General features: G+C 72.4%; 27 protein-coding genes and 5 tRNA genes. 21 read left to right on the top strand and 11 right to left on the bottom strand.

Features of this window, described 5'->3' with window-relative positions; all coding sequences use genetic code 11:
• Positions 1-116: 116 nt before the first annotated feature.
• From ACIQU4_RS27580 to ACIQU4_RS27560, 5 genes are all read right to left on the bottom strand, one after another.
• The gene (locus ACIQU4_RS27580; RefSeq protein ID WP_403735990.1) at positions 117-410 is read right to left on the bottom strand and encodes a hypothetical protein; all 294 of its coding nucleotides are present in this window, start codon (positions 408-410) and stop codon (positions 117-119) included.
• A gap of 97 nt (positions 411-507) precedes the next feature.
• Positions 508-780 carry a hypothetical protein gene (locus ACIQU4_RS27575; protein ID WP_403735987.1) on the bottom strand — a complete coding sequence of 91 codons (273 nt, stop codon included), beginning with the start codon at positions 778-780 and terminating at the stop codon, positions 508-510.
• A gap of 93 nt (positions 781-873) precedes the next feature.
• The gene (locus ACIQU4_RS27570; protein ID WP_403735984.1) at positions 874-1,257 is read right to left on the bottom strand and encodes a hypothetical protein; all 384 of its coding nucleotides are present in this window, start codon (positions 1,255-1,257) and stop codon (positions 874-876) included.
• Between the two features lie 86 nt (positions 1,258-1,343).
• The gene (locus tag ACIQU4_RS27565; protein ID WP_403735981.1) at positions 1,344-1,592 is read right to left on the bottom strand and encodes a hypothetical protein; all 249 of its coding nucleotides are present in this window, start codon (positions 1,590-1,592) and stop codon (positions 1,344-1,346) included.
• Positions 1,593-1,865: 273 nt separating this feature from the next.
• Complete coding sequence (locus ACIQU4_RS27560; protein WP_403735978.1) at positions 1,866-2,198, bottom strand: hypothetical protein; 333 nt, start codon at positions 2,196-2,198, stop codon at positions 1,866-1,868.
• Between the two features lie 809 nt (positions 2,199-3,007).
• On the opposite strand from ACIQU4_RS27560, the gene ACIQU4_RS27555 reads away from it, so the two are divergent.
• The 13 genes from ACIQU4_RS27555 to ACIQU4_RS27495 all read left to right on the top strand — a co-directional run bounded on the left by ACIQU4_RS27555 (position 3,008) and on the right by ACIQU4_RS27495 (position 9,085).
• On the top strand, positions 3,008-3,475 hold the full coding sequence (locus ACIQU4_RS27555) for a hypothetical protein (RefSeq protein ID WP_403735975.1): 468 nt from the start codon (positions 3,008-3,010) through the stop codon (positions 3,473-3,475).
• 244 nt (positions 3,476-3,719) lie between these two features.
• Positions 3,720-3,793 (top strand) — tRNA-Ala (locus tag ACIQU4_RS27550).
• Positions 3,794-3,887: 94 nt separating this feature from the next.
• Positions 3,888-3,956, top strand: a tRNA-OTHER gene (locus ACIQU4_RS27545).
• A gap of 166 nt (positions 3,957-4,122) precedes the next feature.
• Positions 4,123-4,194, top strand: a tRNA-Glu gene (locus ACIQU4_RS27540).
• Between the two features lie 21 nt (positions 4,195-4,215).
• A tRNA-Asp gene (locus ACIQU4_RS27535) sits at positions 4,216-4,286 on the top strand.
• 211 nt (positions 4,287-4,497) lie between these two features.
• Positions 4,498-4,568, top strand: a tRNA-Glu gene (locus ACIQU4_RS27530).
• Between the two features lie 225 nt (positions 4,569-4,793).
• The gene (locus ACIQU4_RS27525; protein WP_403735972.1) at positions 4,794-5,351 is read left to right on the top strand and encodes a hypothetical protein; all 558 of its coding nucleotides are present in this window, start codon (positions 4,794-4,796) and stop codon (positions 5,349-5,351) included.
• A 140-nt stretch (positions 5,352-5,491) separates the two neighbouring features.
• Positions 5,492-6,202: a hypothetical protein gene (locus ACIQU4_RS27520; protein WP_403735969.1), complete on the top strand. Its 711-nt coding sequence runs from the start codon at positions 5,492-5,494 to the stop codon at positions 6,200-6,202.
• 59 nt (positions 6,203-6,261) lie between these two features.
• Positions 6,262-6,597, top strand: a complete 336-nt coding sequence (locus tag ACIQU4_RS27515) for a hypothetical protein (protein WP_403735966.1) — start codon at positions 6,262-6,264, stop codon at positions 6,595-6,597.
• 41 nt (positions 6,598-6,638) lie between these two features.
• Complete coding sequence (locus ACIQU4_RS27510) at positions 6,639-6,938, top strand: hypothetical protein (RefSeq protein ID WP_403735963.1); 300 nt, start codon at positions 6,639-6,641, stop codon at positions 6,936-6,938.
• 194 nt (positions 6,939-7,132) lie between these two features.
• Positions 7,133-7,732: a hypothetical protein gene (locus ACIQU4_RS27505; protein ID WP_403735960.1), complete on the top strand. Its 600-nt coding sequence runs from the start codon at positions 7,133-7,135 to the stop codon at positions 7,730-7,732.
• A gap of 182 nt (positions 7,733-7,914) precedes the next feature.
• Positions 7,915-8,106, top strand: a complete 192-nt coding sequence (locus tag ACIQU4_RS27500; protein ID WP_403735957.1) for a hypothetical protein — start codon at positions 7,915-7,917, stop codon at positions 8,104-8,106.
• 502 nt (positions 8,107-8,608) lie between these two features.
• The gene (locus ACIQU4_RS27495) at positions 8,609-9,085 is read left to right on the top strand and encodes a hypothetical protein (protein ID WP_403735955.1); all 477 of its coding nucleotides are present in this window, start codon (positions 8,609-8,611) and stop codon (positions 9,083-9,085) included.
• 294 nt (positions 9,086-9,379) lie between these two features.
• On the opposite strand, the gene ACIQU4_RS27490 is transcribed toward ACIQU4_RS27495, so the two are convergent.
• The 4 genes from ACIQU4_RS27490 to ACIQU4_RS27475 all read right to left on the bottom strand — a co-directional run bounded on the left by ACIQU4_RS27490 (position 9,380) and on the right by ACIQU4_RS27475 (position 12,158).
• Positions 9,380-9,748 carry a hypothetical protein gene (locus ACIQU4_RS27490; RefSeq protein ID WP_403735953.1) on the bottom strand — a complete coding sequence of 123 codons (369 nt, stop codon included), beginning with the start codon at positions 9,746-9,748 and terminating at the stop codon, positions 9,380-9,382.
• Between the two features lie 843 nt (positions 9,749-10,591).
• Entirely contained in the window at positions 10,592-11,092 is a 501-nt protein-coding gene (locus ACIQU4_RS27485) for a hypothetical protein (protein WP_403735950.1), read from the bottom strand.
• Positions 11,093-11,180: 88 nt separating this feature from the next.
• Positions 11,181-11,711, bottom strand: coding sequence for a hypothetical protein (locus ACIQU4_RS27480; RefSeq protein ID WP_403735947.1), 531 nt, complete (start codon positions 11,709-11,711; stop codon positions 11,181-11,183).
• Between the two features lie 255 nt (positions 11,712-11,966).
• A complete protein-coding gene (locus ACIQU4_RS27475; protein WP_403735944.1) occupies positions 11,967-12,158 on the bottom strand; it encodes a hypothetical protein in 192 nt (63 codons plus the stop codon).
• A gap of 290 nt (positions 12,159-12,448) precedes the next feature.
• Between ACIQU4_RS27475 and ACIQU4_RS27470 the strand changes: the two genes are divergently transcribed.
• On the top strand, positions 12,449-12,910 hold the full coding sequence (locus tag ACIQU4_RS27470) for a hypothetical protein (protein WP_403735941.1): 462 nt from the start codon (positions 12,449-12,451) through the stop codon (positions 12,908-12,910).
• Between the two features lie 3,362 nt (positions 12,911-16,272).
• Here ACIQU4_RS27470 and ACIQU4_RS27465 read toward each other — a convergent pair.
• Positions 16,273-17,070, bottom strand: a complete 798-nt coding sequence (locus ACIQU4_RS27465; RefSeq protein ID WP_403735938.1) for a hypothetical protein — start codon at positions 17,068-17,070, stop codon at positions 16,273-16,275.
• A 469-nt stretch (positions 17,071-17,539) separates the two neighbouring features.
• Here ACIQU4_RS27465 and ACIQU4_RS27460 point away from each other — a divergent pair, with 469 nt between their 5' ends.
• The 7 genes from ACIQU4_RS27460 to ACIQU4_RS27430 all read left to right on the top strand — a co-directional run bounded on the left by ACIQU4_RS27460 (position 17,540) and on the right by ACIQU4_RS27430 (position 22,030).
• A complete protein-coding gene (locus ACIQU4_RS27460) occupies positions 17,540-18,298 on the top strand; it encodes a PP2C family protein-serine/threonine phosphatase (protein ID WP_403735937.1) in 759 nt (252 codons plus the stop codon).
• A 69-nt stretch (positions 18,299-18,367) separates the two neighbouring features.
• Complete coding sequence (locus tag ACIQU4_RS27455) at positions 18,368-19,225, top strand: DUF4097 family beta strand repeat-containing protein (protein ID WP_403735933.1); 858 nt, start codon at positions 18,368-18,370, stop codon at positions 19,223-19,225.
• A gap of 253 nt (positions 19,226-19,478) precedes the next feature.
• Positions 19,479-19,922 (top strand): hypothetical protein, encoded by a 444-nt coding sequence (locus ACIQU4_RS27450; RefSeq protein ID WP_403735930.1) that lies wholly within the window; start codon positions 19,479-19,481, stop codon positions 19,920-19,922.
• A complete protein-coding gene (locus ACIQU4_RS27445; RefSeq protein ID WP_403735928.1) occupies positions 19,871-20,032 on the top strand; it encodes a hypothetical protein in 162 nt (53 codons plus the stop codon). Before ACIQU4_RS27450 ends, ACIQU4_RS27445 begins: the two co-directional genes overlap by 52 nt.
• Positions 20,033-20,156: 124 nt before the next feature.
• Entirely contained in the window at positions 20,157-20,867 is a 711-nt protein-coding gene (locus ACIQU4_RS27440; protein ID WP_403735925.1) for a hypothetical protein, read from the top strand.
• 82 nt (positions 20,868-20,949) lie between these two features.
• Complete coding sequence (locus ACIQU4_RS27435; RefSeq protein WP_403735922.1) at positions 20,950-21,393, top strand: hypothetical protein; 444 nt, start codon at positions 20,950-20,952, stop codon at positions 21,391-21,393.
• 130 nt (positions 21,394-21,523) lie between these two features.
• Positions 21,524-22,030 carry a hypothetical protein gene (locus ACIQU4_RS27430; RefSeq protein WP_403735920.1) on the top strand — a complete coding sequence of 169 codons (507 nt, stop codon included), beginning with the start codon at positions 21,524-21,526 and terminating at the stop codon, positions 22,028-22,030.
• A 461-nt stretch (positions 22,031-22,491) separates the two neighbouring features.
• Here ACIQU4_RS27430 and ACIQU4_RS27425 read toward each other — a convergent pair whose 3' ends face one another.
• Positions 22,492-23,319 carry a hypothetical protein gene (locus ACIQU4_RS27425; protein WP_403735917.1) on the bottom strand — a complete coding sequence of 276 codons (828 nt, stop codon included), beginning with the start codon at positions 23,317-23,319 and terminating at the stop codon, positions 22,492-22,494.
• Positions 23,320-23,371: the final 52 nt, after the last annotated feature.

The following is a 23,371-nucleotide window of genomic DNA, read 5'->3' as shown; positions in this document are numbered from 1 at the left end:
GCTGGCTGCGACATGGGGGGCCTGCCGTGGGGAAGCGCGGGCCGTGTCCCCGCGAGAGGGTGCCGCGCGGGTTCCCGGTCTGACTGGGTGAGAATCGCAGGCCCGGGCCTTGGCGATCAGGCGGTTGCAGGCGCGGTGCGGCGGGTGCCCTGGAAGCGGTTGCGGAGGTCGCGCAGGCGACGGAGGGTACGGCCGCCCCCGCCTCCGTGCCACCACTGGTGGAGATAGAGGGCGGCCAGGGCGGCGTGGATCGCCGCCCACATGTCGCTGCCGTTGAGCAGGCTTCCGATGCCGAAGAAGACGCACGCCACGCCGAGCAGTCCCGCCATCGTCGGGTACGTGATGCGGCCGGTCAGCAGCGCGGCGGCGGCGAAGACCTCGACGCCGATGCCCAGAGCGATGAGTACCACGTGGTCTCCGGTGGGTTGGTGGTTGGAGTCTCCGGGCCTGCTCGTGGCGGCCCAGCGGTCCCTGTCCGCCCGCCGCACGGCGGGCGGACAGGGATTGTCAGACGACGCGCATGCCGTACAGCCGGGGCGTGTAGTCGGGCTGTCCGCACCAGTCGTGGGCGCAGTCGGCGCAGAGGACCGGGCAGTCGCAGTCGTCGCGGTTGAGGGTGTGCCATCCGGCGTCGTGGGCGTCGTGCTCGCCGTCGCCGTCGTAGAAGTAGGGGGACATTGCGTCGCACTGGTCGCAGGTGATCCGCTCGTCCTCGGTGACGTCCAGGGGGAAGGCGGGGGAGAGGAGCGGGGTGGTGGGCTCTGCGATCAGTACGGTCAAGGTGCGTCTCCTCGGCTCGGTCTCAGGACGGCGACGCCCGCCCCGTTAAGAACTAATTTACACCATTGACGCAGAGGTATCAACTTTAATGTGTCATGCAGGCGAGGGTGAGGACGCGGGCGTGCTGGCCGGGGAGAGGTCGTCGTCGATACCGGCGGGCGCGGGGGTGCCGGTGGCTTCCTCGAAGCGGGTGATGGTGGTGGTGGCGCCGGTGATGGCGGCCCTGATGTCCGCGCCGCCGGTCGGGCAGGCCGCGACAGCCTTCGTGGCCGCGGTGAGGGCGGTGCCAAGGTTGTGCCACTGGAGGCCGCCGCCCTGCTGGGCAGCTGCGAAAGCGTACATGGCCATGTCGGAAAGCCAGTTTTCGAGTCCGCGCGCGGTCTCGGAGACCCGCGGGACGGCCTTGTATGCGCCGAGCGCCATGTGCGTCCTGAGGGCGATGGCGGAGGCGGGGCGCGGGTAGAGGACAGTGTTCATGGTGTGGCATCCTTCGCTCGGAATGGCTCTGCTGAGTGGTGCGCGGGGGCGTGGAGTTGCCGCGCGGGCCCGAGGTGCGGGACCGCTTAGGTGGTGGGGCGGCGGCGGGCCAGCTTGTCCAGCCGGTGCACCCCCGGCGTGGACATGTCGAATCGGCACCAGGTGCGGCCCATGAATGCCTCGGCGGTATAGAAGTGCACCGTTCGCGCCCAGTGGCCTCCGCCGGCCGTGGCATACGCGGCGGCGTACCAGTAGCCGTTGACGTTGAGCGGGACAGCGTCGTCGGGCCAGAGGTGAGGTATCGGCGTCAGGCTCGCCCGGTCCGCGTGCTTCACGCATCGGTCAGTGTCGAGGTCGACAACCATGAAGTGCGACTGGTCAGTCGGCCACTCGCCTTCCTCCGGGTGGTCGTGTTCGTCACACGCCTCACAGGGGCCGAACCATGTGCACGGGAGGACGTACAGGGGCAGGTTGTGCAACTCGGAGAAGCGGCCGTGGTACGTGACGCGAGAGCCGATGTACAAGCGGGGCAGGGGTTCAGGTGCAGGCATATGACTTCCGCGGGGTGGGTGGGGTGTCGTTCGGGCGGGCGCCTGACGGCAGGTGATTCACGCGAGCGGCGCCGCGCCCAAGAGGTCGGACGCCACGGCCAGGGCCTGCTCGATTTCCTTTGCGGACTCTGCAGCGTCGTCATCGATGTAGGTCGCGTCCCAGAAGATCCACAGCTGGTTCGCGGCAGTCGGGAGGCTGCACGGCGTGCCTTCGGAGAGCGGGACGTCGTGAGCGTTTCCGCAGCAGTGGCACCCCCAGGCCGTCAGTCGGAGAAGCCGGCCGACGCGGACCTCCCACAGCAGGTACTCGATGACCTCGTTGTCGTACTCGTCGACGGCGCCCAGTGCGAGGAGAACCCGGTAGTTGCTGAAAGTCTGGATGGTGGTCATGGTGGCTCTCCTTTCGGGCACCGGCGTGGCGTGATTACCTCGCTTCAATGAGAGCTAATTTACACTAATACTCCACTGGATATCAACGTATATATGTCATGACCTCTCGCGCTATCCAGCTCGCGGCCGGGCGTCGCCGGCGGGTGGGCGTAAGTGCCACGTTCATTCGCGGATGGATCTCATGCGGTTGTGTTGGCGCCGTGGGTCGCGCGCCCATTTGGTCTGTGATCGGCGGTGGCGTGCGGGGCGGGGTTTCCTCGCGGTCGAGTGCGCGGCTGTGCATGTGAGGGTGGATGGCCAGGCGGGCTGCGGACTTCGTATGACACATAAAAGTTGACGCAGGCGTCCAATGGGGGGTAATTTAGCTCCAGCAAGGGCCTGCCGTCTCGTCGGCTTCGATCGGCTCGCGGACGCCCTCGGCTGGGGTTTCGACACATCGGCAAGACCGTGTACGTGCACGCCGACGGCTCCCTGGGGGCCGAGGCCCTTCGCCGGCTTACCTGCCGCCCACCGCCCGCAACGACGTACACCTCTCACGCCGCCGTCGCGCGCAACTTCAGCTGAGCCTGCACTCCACCCTTCCGCTACCTGATGGCCGCGTTCGGGGCGGGCCGGCGCGACCAGGCTGGCGGCGTCGAAGCCAACTGGAAGGCAAGGATCAGACAATAGCTACATATCCGATATCTGGAGTAAAGCGAACTATCCGACCCGACGGCACCGTAGAGCGCGTCGAGTTCCGCGATAAGCCGCAGACCGCCGACGAGACGAGAGCGTTCGCGAAGTACCGCGATCTTTCTCCCCTGGACCTGATGCGCCAGCTGCGCACCGCCGAATGGAACGCGGACGTCGCAGGGACCGAGCGCGACCAGTGGAAGGCCATTGCGCAGAGGGTGCAGAGCGAGTTGGCGCGTGCCGAACGCAAGCTGGCAGCGGTGACTCCGGACGGCTGGGAGGTCCCGAAGCCCGTCGCGGACCTGCTGGCCCATGCTGAGGCCTATGGTTGGCGATCGGTACTGGCATGGACGCCGCGCGACGCCGACGAGATGCTGCTGAGTGTCGTGGTCGGACGCGACGTCACGCCGAGGGACGCGCCTGCCCGCGGTACCCAGTGGCGCTACAAGCTCACCTGGAACTGCACGCCTGGATCGGCGCGTCGGGCGGGAGCCGGCCTCGCGAGCACACCCGCATGCCCGCAGTGGCACGACGCTCCGTCGCTGCGGAAGATCCGCGAGGAGATGCAGGCGCACGCATGCACTGAACCTGCGCAGCGCCCGTGAGCCGCCTGGTGTCCCCTCGCACCCCTGCCCTACCGCCGGGCCTCGGGGCGGCGTTCCGCTTTCTGTCGGCGCAGGCTCGGTGCTTGCCCCCTACTCGGCCGCTTCGCGCCCGGCGCGGTGCAGGGATCCTGTCGGGCGGGGTTGATCATGACGGAGACCTCTGATATACTTTTAATTGTCAGCGAGGGTGGATCCACCCCGCGACGCTGAACAGTGCAGAGCGGCCGATCCGCACTGGACGGCAGGCCCGTAGCTCAGACAGAAGAGCGGCCCCCACGCCGGGGGACGGTCAGGGGTGCAACTCCCCTCGGGCCGCCAGGCCACTGCCGCGCACCGTGCGGCAGCAGAGCCTCACAACGGACCTGCACCGGATGATCCTCGGTCGGGTTGAAGAGGAGGGGACGCTCTCCTTGGGACGGTAGCTCAATTGGCAGAGCAACCCCTTGGGGTTGGTTGCGGGTTCGAATCCCGCCCGTTCACGACGTGTCGACAGCAATGGTGAAGTTCCCCACGGATCCGGCCTGCTGACACGCGCCGCTCGCGGCTCCTGGGGAGGGGCCAACAGCGGCCCGGCCGTCGGCCGGGGAAGGTGAAGGGCAAGCCCTACGGGCCCTACCTGATCTGGTCCCCGGGCCGACGCCCGGAATGCCCTCGTGGAGTAGTGGAATCTCGCCCCGTTCTCAGCGGGGAGACTGCGGGTTCGAATCCCGCCGAGGGTACGCGCGTATCACCGTGCACCAGCTCCTGTCGTCCATAGGTAGGGCACCGGGTTGTCAGTCCGGTAAACGGGGTTCGAGTCCCCGCAGGAGCGCTCCGTCTCCGCTGGTGTAGTTGGCAGCATGCTCGGCCGGGTCGCCCCCGCGTCGAGGGTCGCGGTTCGAGTCCGCGGCGGAGAGCCTCGGCCCGCGTGGACGGGACATACGACCGCGGCCTCGGGCCGCATACCGACTCGATTCCCACGCCCGCACCCGCCGACCGCGGCCGCCCCCACGGACGTGCCGCTGATGTGTTCTCTTCGCCTGGCTCCTGTCGTCCATGGGTAAGACGCCGGTCCTTCAAACCGGAGAACGGGGTTCGAGTCCCCGCAGGAGTACGAGCGGCGCCCTGGATCCCCTCCCGGGGCCCTCTCAACCGCAACCCGCTGTCGCGCCAACGTCCGGTGCCCAGAGGCGATGGTTCCCCACCTGGGGAGCGCGATCGCCGGACGCCGCTGTTGCCCTGGGAGCCGCCAGGCCACCGAGGCAACAGCCGCGCCCCGCAAGGGGCCTCCCGCCCCACCGCCCCTCACCGCCCATCGCGACCGAAGGAGCCGTGCTTCATGTACCGCGACAAGGACACGGTGGCCGTGGACGTCCGCGCACTCGACGTCGACGGCCATGTTGGCCTCACAAAGGTCCCCCGGGACCACCTGCTGCGCCTGCAGGAGGACACCCTCGGCATCAAGGCCGGTCTCCTGCGCACCGGGTGGACCTACAGGAAGGGCTCCTACCCCTGCACCCTGCGCGACCTGGAACCGCTGCCGACCCACGAGGCCGAGGAACTCATCGCACAGGGCGTCCCGGTCCACGAAGCGCGCCGCGCCCCGGAGTGGACCGGCGACTTCCCCGTCCTGGTCCTCGGACTGCGCCTGGGAGAGTTGCGCGCGGCCCTGGCTGCTGTCGACCTGCCCGACGACGCGATCGTCGCCATCGACGCAGCGGACTTCCCGGCCCAGGGCATCGGCTCGCCGGCGTCCACCTACCTCGGTGCTGGCTACTACCAGCCCGAGCCGTCCAGCGGCACGTCCGGCAGGGCAGGCGTAGGCGAGATCGACTACGACGCGGACGGAAACATCCCCGTCCACCTGCCCGCACTGGTCCTCAGCCCCACGCACTGATCCCCACGCGGCGCGGTGAACGTCGCATCCCAGGACGCGGCCGCGCCCCTGTCGCCCCGGTATAGACCGCTAGGCAGCGATGGACATCCCTTGACGCGGGACGCCGCTAAAACTCAGCAGCAGCACAGGGACGACCACATGTGAAAACCGCTACCAGTGACACGCAGGCCGGCCCGCGGACCACGGGCCCCGCTCCCGGAGGAAAGCCCATCCGATACCTGATCACCGACGACCGTCGCCGCACCCTGGCCACGATCGACGTAACGACAGACGAGCCCCTGACCGTCGCCATCGAGCGGGCCGACGAACCGGAGCTGCTGTACCTCTCCGCCGACCTCCACCCGGACGGGTCGGTCCACGTTGGGCACTGGCCCGACGGCGAGACCTGGAACGTACTCCTCCGCACGCACGGCGTGCGTAACCAGTACGGCCGCGGCACCCCGGCCCGCCCTGCAGAGCCGCTCCACACCCGCGACGCAATCGTGCGGGCCCTGAATACCGCGCGGGACCGAGTGCGGGGAGCCACCAACGACGCCGACGCACTCGTCCGCGCCACGCTCACCTTGCTGGCCAACCCGGACTCCGAATCCCCGAACCCCGGCTACCAGATGGGCGGCAACCTGAGCACGGCCCCGACAGCCCCGGACACCCGGACGGTCACTGTGCGCAAGACCGGTGACCGGTACGTCTCCGAGTTCTCGGCGCTGCCCGGCCGGACGTTCGGGCCGTGGGACTTCCCCGAAATGATCCGAGACCTCAGGGTCTCCGCGCTGCTTGCCCCGCTCGCAGCGCGGGACCTGGTCATGGACGCGGCCGTCTACGGCACGGCGACCACCACGACGAATCCGTGACATGAGAACGCCCAACCGCCGCCTCCCCCCGACTCGACCGACGAATGGAGAACCATCCCGTGAGCGTGGAGCACTCCTTCTACGCCGTCTACGGCGTCGAGTTGGCCGAGGCGGATTGGTGGGTCGTTGACGAGGGCCTGACGAGGCTCCGCCACACCCGGCCCACCGACGACGAGGCGGAAGACGTCCAGCTGTACACCATCAGCGGAAACGGCGGCCCCGAGCGAGTCGTCATCGGAGTCACGTCCGAAGAGCTTCCGCCGGGCACCTGCCGACCGGCCGGGGACTTCACCGGCTCGGTCGATCGGGACGAGGTCCTGCGACGGGCCGTCGACTTCCTGAACTGCCACGCCGTGGCCGAGCCGGGCTGGTTGCTCGTGCACGACTTCAGCTGACACGCCCCGAAGCGCACCCACCAGACCAGAGAGGCGAGCGTATGGGAGTCGACTCCTTCCACACCCGGGCCGCAGGACCCACACTGCAGGCCGCATTCGAAGCGGCCCGCAACACCGCGGCCCGCGAGTACGGCACCAGCCCGTACGCCGGCACCGTCTACAACAAGACCGAGATCGAGCTGTTCGACGAACCGGCCCGCACCGAACGGGAAGCCTCGTTCCGCGCGAGCGAGCCGATGCGGACCCACCACTTCGACACGTCCTCGCCAGCCGGAGCCCTGCCCCTGACCACCGACGGCGCCACCAGCGCCTGGCTGCTGTTCGGCTACGTCGTCATCTGAGCCGGGCCGCACAGCAGTGGTGTCCCCCAGGGCGGCCGGACTGCTCCGACGGCACCTCACCCCATCTGCGACCCGACCGCCCGCCACCGAGCGAACCGACCGTCGGTGCCGGACGACAGGCCCGCTTCCCCGACCGACCTTGGGAGGTACCTCTGACCCTTCTGACTCCCCGCGCCCAGCTCGTTGCCGACCTCGTGGCGCCCCTGAAGCACCCCACCCGCTCCCCGGGCGAGGCCACGGACACCGACCCGGCCAGCATCGCCTCGGACTTGCCCGACCTCATCGAGGCAGCCCACCAGCGGGTTCGAGGCATGCGCGCAGTGGTCGTCACGACCATGGGCCCTGACGGGCCAACCCCCTGCGCCGCGGTGCGCTCCGCCCCCGGCTCATCCGAGTCAACCGACTTCACCAAGCTGTGGTGCCTGGCGCTGGAGGCCGCCGAGGGCGGCCCCTCCCACACCCTCGCCGAGCTGATTCGCCGGTCGAAGATCCCGATGGACGAGCGGATGGAACGCGCCTACCCCGGCGTGCAGCTCGCAGGCCCTTCCGGCGACTCGCTGCACGGCGAGTACAGCCTGTACGCCCGGGGCGAGACCGCCGTACGCCAGCTCGCCGCATTGCTTAGTGCATCGATCGACGCCTGGCCCGAACCGGACTGGGCGGCCCAGGTCCAGCGGGAGACGTTCCTGCGCGAGGTCTTCCGCGCCCACTGCGAAGGCCGCACCGACGACCTCCAGACCCTGATCGACGACTTCACCGACGCAGACGGCCAGAGCCCCGAATCCACTGAGTGATCGCGCCCCGGCTCCCCATTGGACCGCCGCGCTCCACCGTTGCTCCGCCGCGCCCAACTCCGCTGCGCCCCGGTCCACAACCGCCTCGGATCCGCCCGACCTGATCGATGCGGCCCGCAGTCAGGGCCCGGCACCGGCAAGGGCCCCACCAGCACCGACAGGAAGAGGAACGAGGAACAACTTTGGCGCGCACGGCTGCGGCCGAGACGATCGCCGAACCGATCAGGGTGACCGCCCTCGGCTCCGCGGTCGACGGCATGATGCACCTGCTCGCCGACCACGCCGACGACACCGCCCGGTGCGGGTTCACGGACTGGCACAGCTACGTCATGTGCGTCGCTGGCTCAAGGAACGCACCTGCCCGGTGTGCGTAGCCGACCTCGCCGTCGAGGTCGGCGCCGAGATCCCAGACGACATCCTCGCCGAGTTGGATGAGATCGCCGCCCCGTGGCCCGGCCGATGGCTCGTCCGGCCCCGCGCGAGCGAACGCGAACGCGTCCTCGGCATCTTCGCCGGCCCCGGCGGGTGGGATGCGGCGCTTGACGCCATCGGCGCGCAGTACGACGCAGTAGGGGTCGACCTCTCCTCCGCCGTCCCGCAGCGCCCCGCCGGCCTTTCGCTGGCCGCCTCCTTGCCGTGGGGTGGCCGCTGCGCTGTCCCACTCCCGCCCGTTGCCCGCGTCGTACGCCGGTGCGCCGACTTGCCCCCCCGCCCGCTCCCATCACTGCCGCCGCTGGCCGGGCCCGCCCCGCCGCGGCGGCCCCGTTGTGTCGCCCCACCCGGCCCGGGGGAGCTATGACTGCGGCTTCGCTGGCTGGGCGGGATGGAGCCGGTGGGCGGACCGTATCCACAGGGCCGTGCTCTGAGGATCGGCGCATGAATGCTGCTGCTGCACGCAGGTTCCAGAGGGAACTCAAAAGGGATAAAGAGCTGGCACGTTGGTGGTACCGCTTCGAGTTTCTCGAGTGGTTGATCGACGACGACCCGAGGAACCTCGAGGACATCGAGCCTGATGAGATTGACGAAGAGGTTCTGGCCCGCGACGGTACGTCAATGGCGAGGCTCGTGGCGCCGTGGCTGGCAGCGGGACTGCTGGCCCGCGTCGGCTGTTACGCGGACGAGCGGGTGAGCAGGAACTCGCGGCTCCCGGAGCTGCTGCTGGCCCGTGCCAACGCGGTCCTCGCGCAGGCGCCGCACCGGTGCGACGCCTGGCCTGGGGGGTGCCGTGGTTGCTCCGCCGCGTCGCGTTCCGCTGCGGAGGCCGCGGAGCTGTTCGCACTGGCCGCGCAGGTAGGCACCTCGGTGCGAACCAAAGCCGTCGCAGCCCAGCAGGTTCTGCCTCGGGCGGCCTGAGTACCTACTCCCGCTCCGGCCTCGCCCCGTCCCCGCCACCGCCCGGGTGCCCGGCGCACCGCACCCGGGCCCCGCCCCACCTGCGGCCCACCACCCGCCCGGCCCCGTGCCCGCCTGTTGCCCGCGTCGTACTCCGTCCTTTCTTCGTGCGCGGCAGCGGGCATTCGAGCTCGTCGTCCCGTCCGCCTGCGCCTGCCGCCCGTCCGCGCTCACTCTCGGCCTGTCTCGCCCGCGCCAGCCTCCTCTCCGCCGTGGCTTCGCCGCGGTGTTGCCGTTCGGCCTCCTCGCGCCTGGTCAGGTCCTGGTGATGCGCGCGGCATGGATGGCGAGCTCGGTCTCCGTGCGGGTTACGAGTTCGAGGGCTGCGGTGGTCAGTGGGGCCTGTTCGCGGGTTGCGCTCCACAAGCGGAGGTGGGCGGCCAGACGCTCGTCGTGAAGTGCGGTGTCGTCGGTGAGCGACAGGTCGTAGACCGAGGCAGGGTCGGCGTAATGGGTCAGGCGCCACAGCTGTTCAGCGGTCAGGGCCGGGGCGGCGAGGTGTTCCGCGGCGTCGAGCACGGCCTGCACGGCAGGCGGCGGTTCTGAGGGGTCGTCCCGGACGGTCTGGATCACGAGGTGCAAGTCGTAGGGGTCGAAGCGAACGACTTCGGCGAAGTCGAGCATGGGCTTTCGTCCTTACGTCGGTCCGGGCGGCGAGACGGGTATGCCGCCGTGTCCGGTGAACGAGGTGCTGCTCAGCCCGGTTACCGCCCGCCGGCACGCAGGCCCCAGCCAACGAACTGCACACGCTGGCCGCGCGGCGGAGGGGCCCGCCCGCGCCTCGCCGCCCCGAGCGGCTGTCCGCCGCCGAATGCCGCGCCGCCACCGCCCGCATCTTCCCCGACGCCGGTGACACTGCCGGCGCCTTCGCCCAGCTGCGCCTGGTCAAACTTGCCGCGCCGCTGAAGGCCCGCGGGCCTGCGGTTCGCGTGCTGACCGTACGGGTTGCCGAGCTGCGGTCCGGCCTGCCGGGTCTTGGGCAACTACAAGCTCCGAACCGTGGTGTCCCCCCGCTGACCTGTATGAACAACCACTCGCGAGCCCGGCGGGAGTTGGCCGGCTGCGCCTGGAGGGGCACCGGCAGGCAGGTCTCCCACCGCTCGGCCGCCGCCCGGCCCCGCGGGTCCGGGCCGCTGCGCCCTGCGGTTGCCGGGCCTTCTCGGCCGGCCGGGCGTCCTGCTGCGCCCAGTGCCGCCCCGGCCGCTGCCAGACGCAGCGGCGGTCGGCTGCGGGCCCAGGCTGCGGGCCCCTGCTCCGGCGGGCGTACTGCGTGGCGCTCTGGCCGGCGCCCGGCCGTTCCTCGCCGCTCGGTTCGCGGGCAACGGGCGCGCGGTCCGCCGCCTCGTCGCGGTCGCTGGCGCCCCGTCTGGCACGCCCGCGCTCCCTGGTCCGCTCCTGCCCGGGTGCCGCGCTCACCCGGATGCCGACGCCGCCGGTGGGGTCCAGGAGGCGGGGCTGGGGCGGGCTTCAGGCCCAGGACACTGCGCGTCCCTGGGCTGCGCACCACGCGGCCAGGGCATGGAGTTCGGTGAGGCGTGCCTGGAGGTATCCGGCCGGGCGGCCGCAGTCGATGAAGCTGCCGTCCTGCACGGGCGGTACTCCTGCGTCTGCAGGCTCGAGGGCCAGCGCGATCAGGCAACGGCCGAGGAAGTCTTGGGCGGCCGTACTGCCGGCGAGGTCGCCGAGTTCGCCGGCCAGGCCGAGTGCGTCGAGGACGCGGCGCGCGTTGCTGTTGGCGAGGTTGACCTCGGGGACGTCGCCGGCCGGGTCGAGGCCGATGATGAACGGGTGGCAGCGGCCCGGGTACTCGCAGCCGGGCAGTTCGGCCAGGAAGGGCTCGTCCGGGTAGGCCGCGCGGGCCGCGTCATAGGTGGTGTGCGGGGACGCGGCCGCTTTTGCCGCCGGGCAGCAGCAGCTGATGATGAACGCCGAGCTGGGGATGTAAGCGGCGGTGAAGGTGACGGACATTGTGCGCTCCTCGCTCCCGAGGGGCCGGCCCGGGCGCCCGCGCGGACCCGCGGAGGCTTGCCGAGGCCCTGGCGGACCTCTGGGGCCGTTAGGGGGTGGTGAGGACGTAGGTGTGGGTGTGGAGGGCGTGTGCGACGGCGTAGCGAGCGTGGATGCGGCCGTGGGTGCGGTCCAGGGTGATGCGGGCGGCGGGGTAGCGCTGCGCGGTGCCCTGGAGGGAGGTGCGTACGTCGGCCGGTCGGAGGCCCGGGACGGGATGTCGGGGGCTGCCGGTGGTGTCGCCGAGGAAGGCGCCGACGCGGTCGAGGGAAGAGCGGTGGTGGAGGACGGCGCCGGCGGCCGGGCGGATGTCGAGCAGGCGCAGGGCGTCGGGGGTGTCCAGCACGCGGCCGGGCAGGGGCTGGTGGGCGTCGGGTCGGGCCGGCGTGAAGGCGGTGAGGGGGTCGGCGGCCAGCAGGCCGCGCACTGCGGCGTCGTCGAGTTCGGCCGGGGCGTCACCGCCGGGGATGGCCCAGTACCGGGGGCGCAGCAGGCCCCGGTGCCAGGCCCGGCCGCTGCTGGTGCGGACGATGTCGCGGTCGGCAAATCGCCAGACGGCCGGGCGGGTTGCAGGGGGCATGTGTGCTCCTGGGGTGTCGTGGGGGAGCCGCGCGGCGCCGCCGCGCAGAGAGGGCTCTCGGGGCGGGAGAGTCAGGCTGGGAGCGCCGGACCCCTGGAGGATCTGCTCCGCAGGCGGAAAGGGGTGCGCTCGTGGGGCCGTGGAGGGTGCTGTTCGTCATGGTTGCTGTCGAGGCTGTGGCGCGTAATGGCGTCTGTTCGCAGTTTTGTTGGTGGCGGGGTGCTGCCGGTTGGGCGTCCCGGGTTTGTGGGGGTTCTATGCGTCGCGTGCTGCTTCCCATGCGCAGTCGCCGTCGCAGACCCAGACGTCGAGCCAGCCGTCCTCGCCGAGCGCCCGCCCCGTGGGGTGCGGGATGCGGTCGGTCGCCACGCCCGTGCAGCCGCTGCGTCCGAGGTCGCACTCGGGAGTCGCGCTGAGGATGCCGTTGAGGATCTGGATGTCGTTCATTGTGTGTACCCCCTCCTGGAGTGCCGCGCTGTCCGCCGCTCGTAGGAACTAATTTACACTAATAACCTCGCGCCGGTCAACTTTTATGTGTCGGACGGTCTTTCGGGTCCGCTGACCCCGTTCCGCGCCCGCCGCCCCGCGCCCCTGTCCGCCGCCGCGCCCGCGCCTGGAGGGACGGGGGTCCAGTCGGCCCTGCCGCCCGGCTTGATCGATATGGCCGGGCTGGCGGGATTCCGTGGGCAGGAGGTCTGGCAAGCGGGCGGGCTAACTCAAGCGGGAGTTGAGTTCCGATGCGCCCCGCGTCGCCCTCCCGCCTCCGCCGCCCTGCCGCGCCCGCCCGGCCCGCCGCCCCCTGCCGCGCCCGCCCGGCCCGTCGTGCCGTCCGCGGCGGCCTGGCCTCGTCCGCGTCGCTGCGCCTCGCCGCCGGTCCGCCGCCGTCGGCTGCGCCCGCCCCTGCCCGCCCGCCCCTGCCCGCCCGCCCCTGCCCGTCCGCCCCGGCCTGCGCTCCGCGCCGCACCGCCCCGGCCTGCGCGCCGCACCGCCCTGGCCTGCGCTCCGCTCCGCCGCCCGCTTGCTACATCCCGGGGTGCTGCTCCTCGGGCTGCTCCTGGTGCTGCTCGGCGGGATGCCGGTGGGTGCTGCTGCTGTTCGGCGGGCTGCTGCTCAGGCTGCTGCGCCGCCGGCCTGGTCCTGGTGTTCGGTCGGCGGCCGGTGGCGGGCTGCTGCTGCGCGGGAGCGACTGGAGCGACTGAACGCCGGAGGGTGGGGTGCTGCCGTGGGTCTTCGAGTCGTCCGCTTCGGGGCGGGGGTTGTCCGGCGGGTCCGTGCTGGTGGGGGAGTTGTCCGGCCCGGGGCGGGCTGGGGGTGGTGGTCGTCGCGGCGGTCCCGGACGCCGGCGGCGGCCGTAGGCCGGTGCCCCGCCGCCGTGCCCCGCCGCCGTGCCCGCCGCTGTGTCCGGCCCGGTCCGCTTCCCGCTGCTCCCCGCCGGCTGCTGCACCCGGGCCTCGCCTTCGTCGGCCCGCTACTCGGGTTCCGCTGTCGATGGCCGGTCCGCGAGCGGTTGACCGGGATGTCCGGGGGCCTGCGGAGGCTGATGTGACGGGTCGGGGGCGGGGTTGTTCGGCCGGGGAGCGGGGTGTTCGGCGTTGTTCGGTGGTGTTCGGCGTTGTTCGCCGCGCGCCGGACGGCGTCGGCCGCGCGGGTCTGCTGCTGGAGTTCCGGGTCTGCCTGGGTTCCTGCTGCTCGCTGCCCGCCGCTGTGTCCTGCCCCCGGTTCTTCGTCGTGGTCCGGCCCGGGTGCGCGGGCTGCGGTCGGCTGGGTGGCTGCTGTCCGGCGGCCGGTGCGGCAGGGGGTGGTGGAGGGGTGGTGTCCCCTGGCTGGGTGGGGGTTGTCGTCGTGCGGGTGGGCGGGTCCGGTTCGGGCCGCCCGCTGTACGGCGGCTCCCGGCTCGCTCGGCTGGCTGCCCTCGTTCGTTCGCCGCTTGCCGTGCGGTCGTGGTCGTGCCCCGCGTTCCCGCCGCCGCCGTTCCCGCCGGTGCCCCGCGTTCCCGCCGGTGCCGCCGCGTCGCGCTGTCGCTGTCGCTGTTGTTCGGCGGGGGCTGTCCGAGCTGGCCGGCTGTCGGAGCTCGCCGTTCCGCCCGGCGCTCGCCTGCCGTTCCGCGCCCGTCCGTTGCTGTCCGCCGCGGCCGCCTGCCGTCCGGTGTCGTGGCTGGAGCCTGCCGTGTTGCGGCCGCTGTTCGCCGCCTCGCCGCGCGGTGGAGCTGTCCGCCGCTGTCCGCCGCCGAGCCCGCTTCCGGTCGCCGTGTCTGCCGTCTTGCCGCGCTGTCGTCGTCGGCGTTGTTGGTCGGTGGTTGTGTTGCTGGTGCTGTTCCTGGGGGCGTTGTTGCTGCCGGCTGTCGGTGGGTTGGTGGGGTCGTGGTCGGCGGGGTGATGGTGCTCCGGGCCCGGACCGAAGCAGCAGCACGCCTAGGCGCAGCAGACGGCTATCGGCCCATGACGTCCAGGCTGGGGTAGCAGCGCGACGGGCAGCAGCAGCGCGCGGCCGGCGAGCAGCAGCACGACTATGTGCAGCAGTACCGGGGACGGGCAGCAGCAGCGCGCGGCCGGCGAGCAGCAGCACGACTATGTGCAGCAGTACCGGGGACGGGCAGCAGCGCCGGCCTGGAGCAGCAGCGGACGAGCAGCAGTACCACCCGCAGCAGCGCCACCCGTAGCAGTGGCCCGCCGGCAGCAGCCGGACGAGCAGCAGCAACCCGGCAGTGAGGACAGCAGCAGCGGCCGATGTCGACGAACAGCAGCAGGCCCGGGAACCGACCCCACGTCGATGCCCGCTCCCGGCCGCCCCTGGCCAGGGGGCCGGCTCCCTGGCCGCCGCCAGACCCTGGTTTTGCCCGGTGGGGTGGAGGTCCCGCTCGGCCGTACCGGCCTCGTGTCGGGGGCGGGATCGGTCCGGTTCGTGCCTGGCGTGAGGCTGTTTCGGCTCCGGCGTCCGTGTTCTGCTCCTGCGCGGTGCCGGGCTGTTCGGGTTTCGGTGTTCGGGCTGGCCGCGGCCGGCCGCTCCTGGCGGCCCTCTGGCCGGGGGGCCGGCGTGTGTCCTTGGCGTCGGCCTCGCCGTTCGGGCCGGCTGCCCTGGTGTCCGTCCGGTCCGGCTGCGGGGGTGGGCCCGGTCACGGTGTCCGGCCTTCGTGGTGGCCCCTGGTGGGGGCGGGGGCCGTGGTGGCGGTCTCGGTGTCCGGCGCCGTGCCTGGTTCGTGGGTGGTCGGGTCCGGGTCCTGCCCGGCGGGTGTGCAACACGGGGGTGCAATGGTGGGGTTGTTGCGGCTGTGACCTGCATGTTTGGTCGTGGTGGTGGGTGTGGGGGTCGTGTTGCGGTGGGTGTTGCGGGGTGGGGGCCTGCCACGAGGGGGCGGCGTCCAGGAGGTGGTCGGCGGTTTGGCCGGGGTGTTCGGCCTGGGCGTCGGTGTCCGGTCGCGGGGTTCGTCCTGGTGCCGGCCGGGGGTGGGGCTGGGGGTGTGGAGGTCGTCGTTCGTGTTCCGCGGTTCGGCCGTGGCCGTGCGGAAGCGGGGCCGGTCCGGGGTGGTGGGGCTCGGCTAGGCCGGCGCGCGGCGCCGGGTACCGGATGGCCGGGTTCGGGTGGGGCCAGGGGCTGGTGGCCGGCCCGTGGGCCGGGGTGGGCGGCGTCCTTCGCCGCCCACCCCGAGCTCGACGCCGGTCCTTCGACGGACGCCTGCGTGTCGTGGGCGGCCGGACATTCGGTTGGCCGGCCGTCGCCGTCGCGTGCCGGGTCGCCGCCGCGGGTCCGGGGTCCGGGGTTGGGTGTGGGCGGGGGCGGTGGACCGGGGGTCGCCGCGGCGTGCTGCTCACCGTCGGGGGGTTGGTCGGGTGCTGCTCGGTGGGCTGCTGCTGTTCGTGCTGCTGTTGTTCGTGCTGCTCGGCCGGGCGGTGAGGGTGTAGCAGGTGGGGCGGGTGCTGCTGATGCTGCTCGGTGGGCTGCTGCTCGATCCCGAGGTGCTGCTCCTGGGCTGCTGTTCGTGCTGCCCGTCCGGGTGCCGGGGCGGTGCTGCTGTCCGGTGGGCTGCTGCTCCCCGACGGCTGCTGCTGGCTGCGTTGGCGGTCGGGATGGAGCCGGCGGGTGCCGCCCGGGCGCCGGGGTCCGGACTATGTCCACAGGCCGTTGGGGTGAGGCTGTGCCGCATGATCACTTCTGTCCTTCGCCGCCGGTGTGCCGCCGGTGTGCTGCCGCCGCTGAACACCGTTGCCGGTCGTGCCCGCGCGGCCGCCGCCGGGGGGTCGCGGTGAGTGGCCTGTCGGCTTCCTTCGCGCTCGCCGGTACGTGGGTCGCGGTGAGCTTCGTCCTCGGGGCTCTTCTCGCGCGGATCGGGTACTGCCTCAAGACGCCGCGGAGCAACCGGCGGTGAGCCGACCGCAGTGGAGCTGGTCGGCTGCGGAGGCCCGGTGTCCGCGGCCGCGGTCTGGGCGCAGGGCGCCGGCCCGGCGGGTGCGTACGTCCCGCCGGGCCGTGCGTTGGGCGGGGGCCTGGACGGGCCCCCGGAGCCGTTGGCCGTGGTGTCCCCCTGGCTGTGGGGCCCTGGTGCCGCGCCCGGCGGGCGCGGGGGTCAGGCGGCCGGCTGGCCGGGGGAGTGGTGTTTGCGGTCGTCGCGGTTGCCGCCTACGTGGTAGCGGCGGCGGAGGTGGCTGGCGGGCGGGTTGTTGAGGTAGTCGGCCCAGTGGCATCCGGCGGGGTGGGGGCAGGTGGTGATGTGGGTGCTGCAGTCCTTGCAGAGCACGCCGCGGATGAGATGGGTGTGCCGGTCGTAGTCGAGGTGCTGGGCGAGGCTGGTGCGGCAGGCGTGGCACAAGTCTCCGCCGGCGGCTATGTACTCATTGCGGTACTGGGCGCGCCAGCTGCTGCGGGGCCCGTTGCTGTAGGGGGCCCAGTCGCCTTCGTGGACGTTGACCTGGCACCGGTGCTCGGGCGGTACGAGGTCGGGCCGCTGCTCGTCGGAGGTGAGGGTGACGTCCCATTCGGCTTCGGTCCAGCCGGTGCTGCCGGGGCGGCCGGTGTTCTCGACCCGGTAGGTGTGCCCGTTCGTCCACCAGCCGAAGTGCTGCGCGTGGTGGATGACGTCGCCGGGCCGGGCCGGGACGGTGTCGTGGCTGAGCTGGGTGCGGACGGGTACGGAGCAGATCACGGCGTTGCCCAGGCGCAGGTGCCATCGCTCGTCCGTGCCGAGGATCGCGGTGGTCGGGAGGTGTCCGCGGCGCTTGTCAAGCCGCGGACACGCGGCCCCGGTGCGCTGGAGGGCCTGCTCGAGGGCGTCGGAGAGCCGCTGTTCGGAGACGTGCGGATACCGGGCGGTCAGGTCCAGGCGGCGGTGGTCGGGCAGTGCGAAGAGGCGGTGAGCGTCGTTCATCGGCACAGAGTGGGGTCGTGGCCCTGTGGACAGGAGCCGAGTCTGCCGGCCCGGCCGGGCGCCGCTGGGCGCCCTGTCGGTGGGAGGGGCCGGTCGGCCCGGATGTACCGCGCGGGTCGCCGCTGCCGTACGCCGAGTCCGCGCCCGCGTCCGTGCGCCCGGCGCTCGCCGCCAGCGGTCCGTGCTGCAACGCACCCGTGCAACACGGCCCGTGTTGCGGCTCTGACCTGGGTGAATGCCCGTCGCGGGAGGCGGGGTTCCTGTGTTGCGGCCCGTGTTGCGCTGGGGCGGCGGACCGGGCCGGGGCATGCCCCTTCCTCTCGTGTGACATATAAAAGTTGAAATAGGATTCGGATGGGTGTAAATTAGTTGCGACGGGGGTGTTGATCTCTCCCGAGGGGCCGCCGTTCGTGCGGGGCTTCTGCGCCCGGCCTTTCCCTGATCACGGACGACGAACGGAGCTCGTCTCATGCGTACCTACGCCGCGGTTCAGAACATTGGTGGCCGCTCCGCCCAGTGCGACGCGACCGCCGTACGCACTGCCCCCTCAGGGGCTCGCGCCTTCGTCCTGCTCGACGGGATCGGCTCCAGCGAGAAGGTGCGCGACTGGACCCGCCGGGCCGCGGTCCGCCTCGCCCGCGCCGCCGCCCACCGTGGTGATGCCGAGGCCGGGCTACGCGCCGTCTACGCCGGGTACGCCGCGGACCCCGACCGGCAGGACCCCTACCTCCGCCGCTACATGCCCTCGGCCGCGGCCGTCGTCGCCGTCGCTGCTCCGGGTAAGCCCCTCTCGGTCGCCTGGGCCGGTGACTCCCGCGCCTACCTCCTGCGCGGCGGGATCGCCGCCCGCCTGACCGAGGACCACAACCTGCGCCGGGTCTACCCCCCGACCGCGTCCCGCGGCGGCGGTAACCGGAACGTCATCACCTCCTGCCTCGGCTCTCCCCACACCGACCAGGAGCTGCGCGACGCCTACAACCACCCTGCGATCGAGACCGTCACCGTCGAGGTCACCCAGGGAAGCCGCCTCCTGCTCGCTTCCGACGGCGCCTACGAGCCCCACGAGGACACCGGACACGACCTGTTCGCCGAGCTCGACGACGACCCGCTGACCGGGGCCGTGCGCGGCTTCGTAGACCTCGCGGTCGAGACCTCCCGCGCACATCTGCCGTCCCACGAGCACCGCTACGTGGACAACGCCACCGCGCTCCTCGCCGACCTGACCTGACCCGGTTCGTCGATCCCCTTCGACGACGGGTCACCCGGCCTTCGCACTCTCCAGCCAAAGGAGTCCGTCTTGACCACCTCGCAGACCTTCACCGCCACCGCCACCGGCGCCCTGTGGACCGACGTCATCAGCCACTTCGGCACGGTCAACGTCACCATTGACCCGACGCTGAAGAACGCGGTCGTCACGGTGAGCACGGGCGACGACGAGGGCCCCCTCGCCGACGCGGTGCGCGGCACCACGATGAAGGAGAGTACCCACAAGGCCCTGAACTGCCTGACCATCCGCGTCCCCGAGGTCGCGGGCAACACGATGACGATGGGCAGCTCCACCTTCAACTTCAGCGGCAACAGCAGGGTGGTCGCCCAGAACTTCGGCGTCATCACCGGCTCGGTGACCGGCATGCACATCAGCGGCAACGACATCAGCATCGGCGGCCGCAAGATCGTCTCCGGCGGCCGCGTCGTCGCCCCGGAGGGCACCGTCGTCTCCGGCGGCGGCATGGGCACCATCACCGTCGACGTGACGCTGCCCAGCGACCAGTCCTCGATCCGGATGGAGACCACCACCGCCGACCTCACCGTCGACGGTGACCTCCAGGTCCTGGACTTCCACTCGCTCTCCGGCGACGTCGAAGCCCGTGGCGTGCACACGCTGCGCGGCAACACCACCAGCGGCGACTTCGAGGTGGACCGCGTCGACGCCCGCCTCGACGTCAACACCGTCTCCGGCGACATCGAGATCGGCGCGTACAACGGCTCGGAGTTCCGCTTCAACAGCATCTCCGGCGACGTCCACGTCACCGCGACCCCCATCGCCACCGGCTTGATCGACGCGAACACGGTCTCCGGCGACGTCACCACGCGCGGTGCGTACACCCTGCACGAGCGCGTCAGCACCGTCACTGGCCGCCACCGCCGCCGGTGACGGTGCCCGGCCGCGGACCGCCGCCATTTCACCGCCCAGCAACCTCCGGCGAACGCGACGCGTCGCCCGCGTGACCGGGGCCGTGCGCGGCTTCGTAGACCTCGCGGTCGACACCTCCCGCGCCCAGCTGTCGCCCCACGAGCACCGCTACGTGGACAACGCCACCGCGCTCCTCGCCGACCTGACCTGAGACCCGGCCGCCCCGAGCCCTGGGCCGCCGCGCCCCCGCACCCCGCCCTTGGAGGTCTCGCCCATGCCGGCATCCCGCCAGACTCCCGCTCCGGCCGCGCCGTACACGGTCGTGGCCGCCGCCGGCGGCCACCGGGTCGTCGACTCCCGACACGGCTACGCCCTGGCCGAGCACACCCACCCGGCCGCGGCCGCCGAGCAGGCCCGCCTCCTGGCCGCCGACCCGGTCGCCGCGGTCGCCGCGGTCCGTGCCCTGGACGCCGCGCAGAGCGAGGCGTACGAGTGCCAGTGGGCGACCTGCACCGCCAACGCGGTGGCCCGTGGGGTGTGCGAGCGCTGCTTCGACGCCCACGCCGCAACCTCGCCTACCGCGTCCGGCGCAACCCCGGCTCCTCGCCCGCGGCCTGACCCCGGCACACCGCCCCCACCCACCACTCCCACCGAAAGGGCACCCGCATGCGCCGCTTCCTGTTCGGTCTCGCCCTGGGCGCCCTGTCCGGCGCCGTGACCTACCTCCTGACCAAGGACCCGGCGATCACCGCGCTCGTCGCCGCCGTCGCCGCGGTCCTGACCTGGCTGCGCATCGACACCGTGATCTTCGAAGGCGGCGACGGCTGACCCCGGGCCCGCGATCCGTCCCGAGCCCAGCGGATGCCGGCCGCGGCCGTAATGCTGCGCCCCGTTCAACCCCTCCCCGTGCCCGTCCAGCGGGCACCCCCGACGCCAAGGAGCACCCCGCACCGTGAACTTCGAGATCACCGAGCCCAAGACCCTGCCCCTGGAGGCGAACGGCCACATCCTGTCGTTCTCGGGGAAGACCGAGGCCGAGGTGTACTTCCTCGCGGGAATCCCCCAGGTCTCGGGCGTCGCCTACGGCTGCGGGGTCTGCGACGAGCGCCCGAAGTACCAGGTCACCGACACGGCCATCAAGGTTGAGAACCCCTGCCCCTACCCGGAGGGCCTGACCACCGAGATCACGCTCGAGGTCCCCTCCGGGAAGATCGTCGTCACCGACGGCCTGAGCCCCCTCTACAGCTACGACGACTCCGGACTCGCCTCCTACAACTCCGCGCTGGGGCAGGCCGAGGCCATCCGGGCCATGGCCGCCGCCGGCTGCGCGTACGGCCCAGTCGGCAACTCGTGCCCGGGGCTGTACCGCACCGGCCCGGACACCTACGTCGTCGCCCGCCCCGGCTACGACGAGGACGACAACCCCGACCTGCCCGAGGACGACTGCTTCGCGGGCATCGTGACCGACCTGTGGGCCTACTCCATCGCGGACTTCGATCACTGGAAGTCCCGCGGCGGCGACCCCGACACCCTCGGCTGGACGGTCTCGGTCGTCGACATCACCCCGGGGACGTACCGGTTCACCCACCACACTGGCGAACGCGGCTTCAACGGCGACGCGCCCGGCGCGGTGGTCTTCGCCCACGTCGAGCGCATCGCCTGATCCAGCCCGAGCGCCCTGCCGCGGTCCCGCCCCGGTCAGGGCGCTGTTCCCCTGCGGCCTGACCTCCCCGAAGGAGTGCACCGTGTCTCTGCCTGCCGACGCCTTCCCGGCGCTCCCGCACGTCCTCGACCCGCACGACGTCCTCGTCGACGATCCGGCCTTCACCTTCTCCTCGTCCTGCGCGGGCGGGGGAGGGTTGGCGGCCTTGCGGGTGTGGCGGACTGCCGAGGGCGGTCACCTGGCGATCGTGACGGAGTGGGGCCTCGGCGTGAGCATCACCAACGCGGCCGAGGAGATTACCGCCGCGCTCACCGCCCGCCTGCCCGGCCCCCTGGTCGTGCTGGAGCACTGGCTGCCTGGCGACGGCGCCGACCACGACCGCCTCGACCAGGTCCTCGCCCCGCCCGGCCGCCGCCCGCGGTGGCGCCGGGTATGGCCCACCGCGCCCGCCAACCCCGACCACGCGGCCTACGAGGAGTGGATGCGCAGCTGCGGCCACGCCCTGCTCGCCGCCCGCACCCCCTGACCAACCGGGCCCTGGCGGCCGCCACGCCCGCCCCGGCGCCCGTCACTTAGCCGTACGGCTGCCGCGGCCGGCCGCCGGGCCGCCGCCCCCTCGCCCGCTTGGCTGCTTCCGGAAAGGACCCATCCGCCCCATGCACGTGACTGTCTGGCACAACACCGGCCGCGACCACTTCTTCGGCTTCCAGCCCGACCACCCGATGCTGCGCGTCTTCTCCTACCCCGCCGCGAGCTCCGACGCGGAGACCGAACTCTGGCGTGCCGTCGCGCTGTTCAACGCGGACCTGGACATGCTCGACGGCGCAGACCGCGACGTCGCCGCCGCCTACCGCTCGCGCCGCCTGCGCTCCTTCTCCACCGGCGACGGCTTCAGCATCCGGCCCCAGGACGGCGGCGCCGAGTCCTTCTGGGTCAGCGACGGCTTCGACCTGCTGCGCCAGGCCGGTCCGTTCCCCGTGCTCGGCCTGGACGCCGAGCACGGATCCCAGCCGCTGGGCAGCCGCGTCACCTACCTCGTCCCCACCCTCGACGACCTCATCCGCGAGGGCCTGTTCGAGATCGCCGGGACCGCCGAGGCGGCCGTCGCAGTGCACCACGGCGTTGCCGCGGACGACATCGTCGTCCTCCCCGGTCCGCGGTAGCCGTCCCGGATCTGCTCCGCTCCCGCCACCGCGCCGCCCGCCCCGCTCCGTGTCGGGCGGGCCCGTGGTGTCCCCGGCGCGAGCAGCGCCGATGCGCGCCCAGCTCGGCGCCCGCCGACGGCCGGCGCCTCACCGCCGCCGGGAGGCTCGGGCACTTCTTGCCGGCGGCACGAGGCCCCCGGGCGTACGGGCGCCGGCTGCAACGTGCGGGCCCGGACTCTGCAACGCGGGGTGCAACAGCGCCCCGTGTTGCACGGTTGACCTGCGAGAACACCCGCCACGGAGGCCCGTGGCGGGTGTTGTTGCATTCCGCGCCCGCGCGTCGGCGGTGTCGGGCCGTCGCGGCGGTGGTGGCGTACGCCGCCGGGCCCGGCCGGCCCGGTTCCTCAGTCACCCGCCGCCCGCCCCCGGTGCTCGCCGACGGGGGCCGGCGGAGGACCGGGGGCGGGGAGGGGGCTTCTCTAGGTGCGGTCGTTGCGGGGGCGCGTGCCGGGCTTCTTGGACGGCCGGGCGCCGGTGTCGAGGCCGAGTTCCCGAGCGACCGCGTCGAAGAGGTCGGGGTCCGTGGGCAGCGGCTTCCCGTCGGACGGCCAGGGAGGGTCGATCAGGACGGGCGTGTACTCGGGCGCGGGAGCCGGGCCGGCCCATTCGAGGTTGCGGGGCGGGTCCGTGTCGACCAGGACAGCCGACGGAGCGCCGGGGCCGAGGAAGTGGGCGATCGCAGGACCGGCGTCCGTAGCGGTCTTGCCTTCTCCGCCCCGCTGGTCGATGACGGGGAGACCTGCCATGCGGGCGGCGAGGAGCGTCACGGTGTTCAGGAGCGAAGTCGAGGTCTTGCCGTGCTCCCGGGTGGACTTGTAGCTCACCAGATCCCATTCCTGGTCTGCGAGGGCCGGGATCCTGCTGGCGGAGGCGGCCGGGGCGGTGAGGGCGTGGGCCTGGTCGGGGGTCATGCCGGTTGCCGCGCACAGGGCCCGGACGGCTGCCTCGGGCAGGCCGGCGGCGAGTTCGTCCAGCCGCTCGGTGGCGGAGGTGCCGGGCTCGAGGCCGAGGAGCTCCATGGCCCGGTGCCGGTGGATGCTGGCCGCGGTGGCGACGCGCTTGACGTAGCCGGCGAGCGTCTCGCCGGGCTCGGGCAGGGGAGCGGCCGGGATCCGGGCCGGGAGGTGCTGCCGGCGGCTGGCGCGGGCGGCGACGGCCTCGCGGGCCTCGGGAAGGGTGGTTCCGGGGTGGGCCCGCTGGTACTCGCGCACGGCGCGGTTGTACTGGCGGTTGCGGGGGTCGGTCATGGTGTTCCACGTCCTCGTTCGGCCTGCTGCCCCACACGCGCCGGCCGGTCCA

Source organism: Streptomyces sp. NPDC090741 (assembly GCF_044769045.1).
Taxonomy (GTDB): domain Bacteria; phylum Actinomycetota; class Actinomycetes; order Streptomycetales; family Streptomycetaceae; genus Streptomyces.
The sequence above is the reverse complement of the archived record's forward strand: the minus strand, read 5'-3'. Positions and strand labels throughout refer to the sequence as shown.